This is a genomic window from Streptococcus sp. UBA632 (assembly GCF_002300045.1).
In the GTDB taxonomy this organism is placed as follows: domain Bacteria; phylum Bacillota; class Bacilli; order Lactobacillales; family Streptococcaceae; genus Streptococcus; species Streptococcus alactolyticus.
Window position 1 is genome coordinate 1 of sequence record NZ_DBPA01000055.1, and the last position, 10,367, is coordinate 10,367.

The window sequence follows — 10,367 nt, forward strand, 5'->3', positions numbered from 1 at the left end:
TTTTTTTGATTTTGTGGTTATAACGACAATAAAAAAGAGCTAACAAAGGTTAGCTCTCTATCACATACCCCCTCAGGAATACGGATTTATCACAAATTTAAAACAACTAACTAAATGAGCCTTCGCTCTGCTTCAAATATATGCAACTTATTGGCTGATAGCCGTCTTAGGTCTGAGCTATGAGGAGCTACCTTACAACTTCCTAAGAGGTTCAATGACTAGGAAGGAATGGTTACCTCCAACGTTCACCCAACATTCAGAATCATAAGTATGTAACAATATATCCAATATATCCAATTTATCACTTGCGCTTTTGGTTACAGGAACTTTGACAACTTTAAAAAAACGTATTTACATCGCTTTGAACAGCAAAAAAGCGAGAACATCATTTGTTCTCGCTAGAGCTTAACTTTGCCACCCACTACAGTTGACAAAGAGCCACAAAAAAGGGACTGCACACTCTTCTTTTTAATATTTTCTTTTACATATATTGTTCTACATGTTCAATTTCTTTTTGTAGTTCTTTTTCATCGTACTTTTCATACTTGCCAGCTTCGTGTACAATCTTTTTAATTTCATGCATGGCTTTTTTCTCAACAAGCCATTTTCTCATACTATGTTTTTTTGCATCTTCATTTAGAGAATCTAATTCTTCTAAATTTGAATCCAGTTTGTTCAAAACATCTGCAATTTTTACTAATGCTTTTGCTTCTTTTTCTTCATAGTTTGACATAATAGATACACTCCTTAAGTATTTGATACCCTAAGTCTACTCCTCTATTATTTTATTTGCAAATAAAAAGCTCTATAATTTCTTAGCATGATTTTACCCACTACAGAAATTATAGAGCTAGCATACGTTAGTCAGCCGATAATTATGGTAAAAAATGTGTAATCATTTGTCTTATCTACTGTGATGCGTTCAATCATTGTTGCTCCAACGTGTTTTAGCAATGCTCCCATGATTGAACCGTCGTTCTTTCCAGTTGCTTTGATAATCGCTTGTACGTCGTTCTCATACTGCTTGACTTTTTCATTTGAAATATATTGCTTAAATTGACGATTAATTCAAACATCAGGCAATCACTGAAAGTTGCTTTGCATGAAGGCAGTTTGAAAAAAGATTTTACAGCATTGGTTAAAATCCACTCTTCTATCGAATCTTCAAAAAAAGGGATGAATTATCTGGAATTAGACCAGCGTGAGAACTTCATTGAAAGCGTTAGTGAGACAGTTCAGTATCAATCTAGCTTCTTCTGCTATGTTGTCGCTAAAACAGGATTACGCTTCTCTGAAGCGCAAGGTCTAACGAATGACGACAATTGTATCAATCGAAAAGAATTATATATTTACGTTTTTAGAACCTACAAAGTTAACGGTGCAAGGCGAGGTTGGGGAAAAACTAAGAATAAGCAGTCAGAACGAAAAGTTCCAATTGATGAAGAGTTTATTCAAAAACTCGATGAATACTTAAACTCTAGTTTTGAAGAGAACGAAGATAACAGATTATTTACTCACGTTTCAAATAACATGGCTAATAAATTAATTAAAAAACGAACTCAAACGGAAGTTACTTGTCACGGTTTGAGACATACGTATGTAAGCTTTTTGATTTATCATAATATTGACGTTGTTTCAATTGCAAGACTTGTCGGGCACAAGGACGCTACAGAAACACTTCAAACGTACGCCCATCTATTTGAGAGAAGGCAAGATGAAGTGTTTGAACTTGTTAGAAAAATTATTTAAATATTTTTGGACAAATTTTGGACAAAACTTATTTTTAGAATTAAAAAAGCCTTGAAACCAAGCCTTTTTTAATATAGTTGTATCCACCCTAAGGGAATCGAACCCCTATCTCAAGAACCGGAATCTTGCGTGATATCCATTACACTAAGAGTGGCAACTGTTATATTATACCATATTTCCAGAAAAATAAAAACCAAAACAAAAAAAGAATACGAGGTCGATTAACATCAACCTCGTATCTGATATATTAGCTAGTGATTATAATTCGATATCACCGAACAAATCAGCCATTGAGAATCCAGTTTGAGTTTCTGGAAGTTCGTAATCACGTTTTACTTCACGTTTTTGACGACGTGGACGTGATTGGCGTTTTTCTTCGTTGTTTTCAGCTTGTGCTGGACGTTCTTCAAGAGCTTTGATTGAAAGTGATACACGTTCTGCATCAGCATTTACATCCAAAACTTTAACTTTAACTTCTTGTCCTATTGAAAGAACATCTTTTGGATTTTCAACACGTTTGTGTGAAATTTGTGAAATGTGAACAAGTCCATCGATACCTGGCAATACCTCAACGAAAGCACCAAAATCAGTCAAACGTTTTACTTTACCTTCAACAACGTCACCAGCAGCAAGTTTTTGTTCTACACCATCCCATGGTCCAGGTGTTGTTGCTTTAAGTGAAAGTGATACACGACCTGCTTCTTCATCGATTGAAAGAACTTTAACTTCTACTTCTTCACCAACAGAAACAACTGATTTAGGTGAAACGTTGCGTTCATGTGACAATTCAGTAACGTGAACAAGTCCATCAACACCACCTAAGTCGATGAATGCACCAAAGCTTGTCAAACGAGCAACTTTACCTTTAACGATAGCGCCTTCTTCAAGTTTTGAGAAGACTTCTTTACGTGCTTCAGCTGCTTTTTCTTCAACAACGTCACGACGTGAAAGGATGAAACGGTTTTCAGCTGGAACAACTTCTTTGATTTTTGCTTCAAATTCTTGTCCAACAAATTTTTCAGTGTTACGAACAAAACGAGTATCAATCATTGAAGCTGGAATGAAACCGCGAAGTCCTTCAAATTCAACTGAAAGGCCACCTTTAACGGCACGTGTTCCTTTAACAGTAACAACTTCACCTTCGCGACCAACAAGTTTATCCCAAGCTTTGCGAGCTTCCAAACGTTTTTTAGAGACAAGGAAAGTAACTGTATCAGTATCTTTACCTACAACTTGACGAAGAACAAGAACTTCAACTGTGTCGCCAGCTTTAACAAAATCGTTAATATCAGCATCACGATCATTAGTCAATTCACGAAGTGTAAGAACACCCTCAACACCTGTTCCTTCGATAATAACGTTTGCTTGTTCATTATCAACTGTTAAAACTTCCGCAGTGACTACATCACCTGGATTTACTTCGCTAACACTGTTTAGTAAATCTTCAAATTCATTCATTCTAAAAAATCCTCCAACAAAAGTTAGTTTAACTAACTTTTGACAACAATAATATTTCTCAAGGTAACCCGCAATGACAACAACTTTTATCTTTGACGGTGTCAAGCCAAAACTTGATACCTTTGACTGGGGTAGCTGGATTCGAACCAACGCATGAGGGAGTCAAAGTCCCTTGCCTTACCGCTTGGCTATACCCCAATAACAGAATGGAAGGGGAGGGATTCGAACCCCCGAACCCGAAGGAGCGGATTTACAGTCCGCCGCGTTTAGCCTCTTCGCTACCCTTCCGTTACAACAAAAACTATTTTAACATAGTTTTTGTTTCGATGCAAGTAGTTTTCACTTCTTTTTAACGATTAAGATTATAATTTTCAATCGTGCTTTCAATGGCTTGTTCTAAATTTTTGAAAAAGGCTTTAACTTCGCCGTTTTCAACGACTGCAAAACGGTTCTCCAACTCAGCAATTTCACCAATTGTTTTTTTACCTGTTTGCAAGGCATATCCGTCAACCTTGGCATTATTAATAGTGACCTTGCTATCTGACAATTGCAATTCAATTTTTTTATCTTTTTTACTCATTCTCTCACCTCGCTCTACCCATTTTACCGAAAAAATAGGAAGCTGGCAAGGGCAAGCTTCCTGATTCCTGCTTTAATCTACTTTGACAATCCATCCTTCTGGAGCTTCCACATCTCCAAATTGAATACCGACTAATTCATCGTATAACTGACGAGTGACGGGACCAACTTCTGTTTCACTGTAAAAGACGTGGAAATCATCACCATGCTGAACACCACCAATTGGGGAAATAACAGCGGCAGTTCCACAGGCTCCTGCTTCTACAAACTTATCCAATTCATCCAATTTGACATCGCCTTGAATGGCTGTCATACCAAAGCGATTTTCTGCTAAATAAAGAAGCGAATATTTTGTAATTGACGGTAGGATTGATGGGCTAAGAGGAGTAATGAATTCATTGTCTGCTGTAATACCGAAGAAGTTAGCTGACCCCACTTCTTCGATTTTGGTATGAGTGGCAGGGTCTAAGTAAATCACATCTGAAAATTGGCGTTCGTGGGCAATTTTTCCTGGCAGAAGGCTAGACGCGTAGTTTCCACCAACCTTGGCTGCTCCTGTGCCGTGTGGTGCTGCACGGTCGTATTCGTCTTGAATGAGGAAATTGGTTGGCACCAAGCCACCCTTAAAATAATTTCCCACTGGCATAGCAAAAATAGTGAAAATATACTCATCGGCTGGATGTACCCCAATCACATCACCAACCCCAATTAAGAGAGGGCGAATGTAAAGAGTCGCTCCTGTGCCGTATGGTGGCACATAGTCTTCGTTAGCACGCACGACTTGTTTGACGGCATCGATGAACTTATCCGTTGGAACTTGTGGCATCAACAAGCGGTCAGCAGTACGTTGCAAACGCTCAGCGTTCATATTAGGACGGAACAATTGAATAGAGCCATCTTTGGTGCGGTAGGCTTTCAAACCTTCAAAAGCCTGCTGCCCATAGTGAAGAGCTGTTGAGGCTTCTGATACGTGCAAAACAGCGTCTTCTGTTAATTGCCCATCGTCCCATTTGCCGTCTTTATAATACGAAATGTAGCGAAATGGTAGTTTATGGTATTCAAATCCTAAGTTTTCCCAATCGAAATCTACTGTCATAATAAATCCTCTTTCCTGACTTTTATCCTATTGTACGCTTTTTTTATCATTTTTCAAGTGTTTTTTGTAAAATTCTGAAAATTTTGACTAACTAAAAAATCAGGAAAACTCCTGATTTTTACATCTATTTGACCGTGGCACTGAAAATGCCTTCGTCCGAGATGGTGTCTGAAATGAAAGCGCCGTTACTTGTGCGTTCAGACAGACTCAAATCTGCCAAAATCACTTGATAAACCGTTCCGTTGTTCGAATGCACTTCTAAGGTTTGACTAGCATGGTCGAGATTTTCCTCTGGTGCTGTCGTGAACAAATCAAGCGACTCGTCTTGTTGCTCATCGTAAACAGGACCAGCAAGCAAGATGCGATGTGGCTTGGTTTTTAATTCGCGTAAGACGAGCAAACCACGGTTGGCACGATTGGTCAATGGAATCACGTCGGTTTCCATGCGTTTCACACTACCACGTTGGGTCAAAATGAACACACTGTCAGTATTTGCGATAAAAACCGAAACAACGACGTCATCATCTTTGAGGTTGATGGCCTTGACACCTGCTGCTTTCGGGCCAACAACTGGCACTTCTTCGATGTTAAATCGCAGAGCGTAGCCATTTTGCGTTAGAAGCATCACATTATCAAGGGCTATCGGTGAAATGGCAATCACTTGGTCCTCTTCGCTCTTCAATTTGGCGAATTTGATGGCTTTTGATTTGTAGGTACGCCATGGCGTCAATTCCTTACGTTCAAAGCGTTTGATTTGCCCCATTTTAGTCGCTGCAAAATACGTTTGTGTGCCAAAATCATCGACAATTTCTGCATGAAGCACCACTTCATTGGCTGCAAAATTGGTAATGGTTTGTGACAAATGTTCACCGATGTCTTTCCAACGAATATCGGTTAATTCGTGAACAGGGCGGTAAATCACATTACCTAAATTGGTGAAGATAAGGAGCTGCTGCGTGGTTTTGGCAGGTGCCACAAAAATCAATTCATCATCGTCACGTTTGCCGACTTCCTCAACCGTTGAGGCATTATAAGAACGCGGGCTGGTACGCTTGATGTAGCCACCTTTTGTCACGCTGACATAAGTATCTTCTTCCACAATCAAGCTGGTCACATCGATTTCAATCGTTTCTGCTTGTGCTTGTAATTCCGTCAAGCGTGGTGTGGCAAATTTTTTCTTGACTTCGCGCAATTCGCGTTTCATGACATTGTACATGGTACGTTCATCTGCAATAATAGCCTCTAAAACAGTGATTTGTTGACGTAGGTCAGCTTCTTCTTCCTGCAAGGTAACAATGTCCGTATTGGTCAAACGGTACAATTGCAAGGTAACAATGGCTTCTGCCTGTTCTTCTGAGAAATCGTAGCTGACTTTTAGATTTTCTTTGGCATCTGCTTTATTTTCAGACGCACGAATAAGAGCAATCACCTCATCCAGAATGGAAATAACGCGAATCAAACCTTCCACGATGTGGAGGCGTTTTTCTGCTTTGGCCTTATCAAACTTTGAACGCGCTACGATAATATCCTTACGATGGGCAATGTAGCTGGTCAACATCTGAATAAGCCCAACCTGACGAGGGGTGTAGTGATCAATAGCCACCATGTTGAAGTTATAATTGACCTGCAAATCCGTGTATTTCAACAAGTAATTGAGAATGGTTTGCTTGTCTGCATCTTTTTTCAATTCGATAGCAATACGCAAACCGTCACGGTCTGATTCGTCACGGACTTCAGCGATGCCTGGCACTTTATTGTTGACACGAACATCGTCGATTTTTTTGACAAGAACAGCCTTATTGACTTCGTAAGGAATTTCCGTCACAACAATTTGTTTCTTGCCACCCTTGAGGTCTTCGACTGCTGTACGTGATCGAACAACCACGCGCCCTTTACCGGTTTCATAAGCTTTTCGGATACCATCTTCGCCTTGAATAATCGCACCTGTCGGAAAATCAGGTCCTGGCAAGAAGGTCATCAACTTATCCAAGTTGGCATTTGGATGATCAATGAGATAAACCACAGCATCAATGACTTCAGCCAGATTATGCGGCGGAATATCCGTTGCATAACCCGCAGAAATCCCTGTGGCACCATTGACCAATAAATTTGGAAAGGCTGCTGGTAAAACCGTTGGTTCTTTTTCGGTATCGTCAAAATTCCAAGCAAATGGAACCGTCTTTTTCTCGATATCATTCAAAAGATAGCCAGCAATTTCTGACAAACGTGCCTCGGTATAACGCATGGCAGCAGGTGGATCACCATCCATTGACCCGTTATTTCCGTGCATTTCAATCAATGTAGCACGGTTTTTCCAATCTTGGCTCATCCGCACCATAGCGTCATAAATGGAACTATCCCCGTGCGGATGGAAATTCCCCATGACGTTACCAACTGACTTGGCTGATTTACGAAATCCTTTATCAAAAGTATTGCCGTCCTTATTCATAGAATACAAAATACGGCGCTGAACGGGTTTCAAACCATCACGAATGTCTGGCAAGGCCCGCTCTTGAATAATATATTTGGAGTATCGTCCAAAACGATCTCCCATAATGTCTTCTAAAGACATATTTTGAACATTTGACATAATCCTTTGTCCTTAATTTTTGCTAATTTAGTTTTTAGCATTACTTGCTAAAAGCGGTGTTTTCTTCCAAGGTGAAGGTGACATTGTCCTCAATCCATTTACGACGTGGTTCTACCTTATCCCCCATCAACACATTCACACGGCGTTCGGCACGCGCCAAATCATCAATGGTCACACGAATCAAGGTCCGTGTTTCAGGGTTCATAGTGGTTTCCCAAAGCTGATCAGCATTCATTTCACCCAAACCTTTGTAACGTTGGAGTTGGGCACCTTTTCCAAAACGCTGACGCAATTCTTCTAATTCACCATCGGTCCAAGCATAAGCCACTTCCTCTTTTTTGCCCTTGCCTTTTGACATTTTGTAAAGCGGTGGCAGAGCGATATAAACGTGGCCTGCCTCAACCAAAGGGCGCATATAACGGTAAAAGAAGGTCAACAAGAGCGTCTGAATGTGAGCACCGTCTGTATCCGCATCGGTCATGATGATAATCTTGTCATAATTAGAATTATCAACGTTAAATTCTGCGCCAACGCCTGCACCAATCGTGTAAATCATGGTATTGATTTCTTCATTTTTGACGATATCTGACATCTTGGCTTTTGCTGTATTAAGCACCTTACCACGTAAAGGCAAAATGGCTTGGAACTTGCGATCACGCCCTTGTTTGGCAGAACCGCCAGCAGAATCTCCTTCGACCAAGTAAAGTTCGTTTTTCTTAGGATTTTTAGACTGGGCTGGGGTTAATTTCCCTGAAAGCAAGCCCTTGTCTTTCTTGCTCTTCTTGCCATTTCGCGATTCGTCACGCGCCTTACGAGCTGCCTCTCTAGCATCACGCGCCTTGATAGCTTTTCGAACCAAGTTGGCTGCGATTTCGCCATTTTCCAACAGGAAGTAGGTCAATTTCTCAGAAACAATGCTATCCACAATCGGACGTGCAAGAGGGCTTCCCAGCTTATCCTTGGTTTGCCCTTCAAACTGCAAATATTCTTCAGGGACGAGGATAGATAAGACCGCAGACAAGCCTTCACGGTAATCTGAGCCTTCCAAGTTCTTGTCTTTTTCCTTGAGCAAGCCAGACTTACGAGCATAGTCATTCATAGCCTTAGTAATAGCTGATTTTAGCCCTGTTTCATGCGTTCCACCATCTTTGGTACGAACATTATTCACAAATGACAAAATGTTGTCTGAAAAGCCATCGTTGTACTGAAGAGCCACTTCCACTTGAAAATCTTGGTCAGCTCCCTGCACAAAAATAACAGGTGTCAAGGTTTCCTTGTCTTCATTGAGGTACTCAACAAAGTCCTGCACCCCATTTTCGTAATGGAAAGCGAGGTGTTCTGGTTCTTCCAAACGATTGTCGGTCAAAGTCAAGGTGACATTTTTTAGCAAGAAGGCCGATTCTTTCAAGCGTTCCGCAATGGTATTGAATTTAAAATCAATGGTTGAAAAAATCGTCGCATCAGGCATGAAAGTTACGGTTGTCCCTGATTGTGACTTGGGAGCTGTTCCGACCTTTTGAAGTGTGGTCACAGGTTTTCCGCCATTTTCAAAACGCTGCTTGTAAACCACACCGTCACGCGTAATCTCAACCTCAAGCCAGCTAGAAAGGGCATTAACCACTGAAGACCCCACACCGTGCAAGCCACCAGACGTTTTGTAACCGCCTTGACCAAATTTCCCACCTGCGTGGAGAACGGTGAAAATAACCTCAACAGTCGGAATACCCATAGCGTGCTGACCTGTCGGCATCCCGCGCCCCTGGTCCTTAACCGTCACACTACCGTCGGCGTTGATAATCACATCAATCTGATTACCAAAACCAGATAAGGCCTCATCGACAGCATTATCGACAATTTCCCAAACCAAGTGGTGCAAACCTGTTGCATCTGTTGAGCCGATGTACATCCCTGGACGTTTACGGACAGCATCCAACCCTTCTAACACTTGAATCGCATCATCATTATAATTATTTACGTTAATTTCTTTTTTAGCCAAAAGTGACCTCCAAATTGTTCATCTTTCTTATCTTACAAGTTTTTTGACATTTTTGCAAAAAAAAATTGAAAATCCCCCAGTATAACGCTATCTTTAACCCCTCTATCTTTTCTTGAAATCGCATGACTTTTTAAGATTTCTTTGCCCTATTGTTCCTCGACTGTGTTATAATAGGCCTATGAACATTTTAGTTTTGATTATCATCGCTTATTTATTGGGGTCTATTCCGACAGGTTTATGGATTGGGCAGTGGTTTTACCATACCAACCTCAGAGAACACGGCAGTGGCAACACAGGAACAACCAATACCTTTCGTGTTTTGGGAGCTAGAGCAGGTGTCATCACCTTTTTGATTGATATGTTAAAAGGAACCCTTGCAACGCTATTGCCTCATCTATTGGGTGTAACTAGCGTATCGCCTCTAGTTATCGGGCTATTTGCCATTATCGGACACACCTTTCCTATTTTTGCTGGGTTTAAGGGTGGAAAAGCCGTGGCAACCAGCGCAGGTGTGCTTTTAGGATTTGCACCACTCTTTCTCCTTTACTTGTTTGTCGTCTTTGTCATCACGCTTTACCTTTTCAGCATGATTTCATTATCAAGTGTGGTGTCAGCAGTTGTGGCTATGGTTAGTGTTTTGGTTTTTCCCGCCTTTCACATTATCCTACCACATTATGACTGGCTATTTACAAGTATCATCATCGTAATGGCAACCATCATCATTGTGCGACATCGTGACAATATCACTCGTATCCGAAATCACCAAGAAAACCTTATTTCTTGGGGGCTAAATTTAAGCAAACAAAAAGTGGACTAGAACACTCTAGTTCGCTTTTCTGACAAATTATTTTATAAGGTATTATCATGAAATATTTTATTACCCGTGGTGCTAGTTGAAA

At 40.7% G+C, this 10,367-nt stretch carries 8 protein-coding genes and 3 tRNA genes; 2 read left to right on the plus strand and 9 right to left on the minus strand.

Annotated features, from left to right (window positions below):
* Positions 1–481: 481 nt before the first annotated feature.
* A complete protein-coding gene (locus B3473_RS06610; RefSeq protein WP_058833071.1) occupies positions 482–733 on the minus strand; it encodes a hypothetical protein in 252 nt (83 codons plus the stop codon).
* Positions 734–1,113: 380 nt separating this feature from the next.
* Between B3473_RS06610 and B3473_RS06615 the strand changes: the two genes are divergently transcribed.
* Positions 1,114–1,749: a site-specific integrase gene (locus B3473_RS06615; RefSeq protein WP_293678016.1), complete on the plus strand. Its 636-nt coding sequence runs from the start codon at positions 1,114–1,116 to the stop codon at positions 1,747–1,749.
* A gap of 82 nt (positions 1,750–1,831) precedes the next feature.
* On the opposite strand, the gene B3473_RS06620 is transcribed toward B3473_RS06615, so the two are convergent.
* The 8 genes from B3473_RS06620 to parE form a co-directional block, all read right to left on the minus strand.
* Positions 1,832–1,903, minus strand: a tRNA-Arg gene (locus tag B3473_RS06620).
* Positions 1,904–2,007: 104 nt separating this feature from the next.
* On the minus strand, positions 2,008–3,207 hold the full coding sequence (gene rpsA / locus B3473_RS06625; RefSeq protein WP_154455163.1) for a 30S ribosomal protein S1: 1,200 nt from the start codon (positions 3,205–3,207) through the stop codon (positions 2,008–2,010).
* A 126-nt stretch (positions 3,208–3,333) separates the two neighbouring features.
* A tRNA-Gln gene (locus B3473_RS06630) sits at positions 3,334–3,405 on the minus strand.
* A 9-nt stretch (positions 3,406–3,414) separates the two neighbouring features.
* A tRNA-Tyr gene (locus tag B3473_RS06635) sits at positions 3,415–3,495 on the minus strand.
* A 61-nt stretch (positions 3,496–3,556) separates the two neighbouring features.
* The gene (locus B3473_RS06640; RefSeq protein ID WP_154455162.1) at positions 3,557–3,787 is read right to left on the minus strand and encodes a DUF2969 domain-containing protein; all 231 of its coding nucleotides are present in this window, start codon (positions 3,785–3,787) and stop codon (positions 3,557–3,559) included.
* 72 nt (positions 3,788–3,859) lie between these two features.
* Complete coding sequence (locus B3473_RS06645; protein WP_154455161.1) at positions 3,860–4,882, minus strand: branched-chain amino acid aminotransferase; 1,023 nt, start codon at positions 4,880–4,882, stop codon at positions 3,860–3,862.
* Positions 4,883–5,006: 124 nt separating this feature from the next.
* Positions 5,007–7,472 (minus strand): DNA topoisomerase IV subunit A, encoded by a 2,466-nt coding sequence (gene parC, locus B3473_RS06650; RefSeq protein WP_154455160.1) that lies wholly within the window; start codon positions 7,470–7,472, stop codon positions 5,007–5,009.
* Between the two features lie 40 nt (positions 7,473–7,512).
* Positions 7,513–9,468, minus strand: coding sequence for a DNA topoisomerase IV subunit B (parE, locus tag B3473_RS06655; RefSeq protein WP_154455159.1), 1,956 nt, complete (start codon positions 9,466–9,468; stop codon positions 7,513–7,515).
* Between the two features lie 178 nt (positions 9,469–9,646).
* Between parE and plsY the strand changes: the two genes are divergently transcribed.
* Positions 9,647–10,285, plus strand: coding sequence for a glycerol-3-phosphate 1-O-acyltransferase PlsY (plsY, locus tag B3473_RS06660; protein WP_293678020.1), 639 nt, complete (start codon positions 9,647–9,649; stop codon positions 10,283–10,285).
* Positions 10,286–10,367 lie beyond the last annotated feature (82 nt).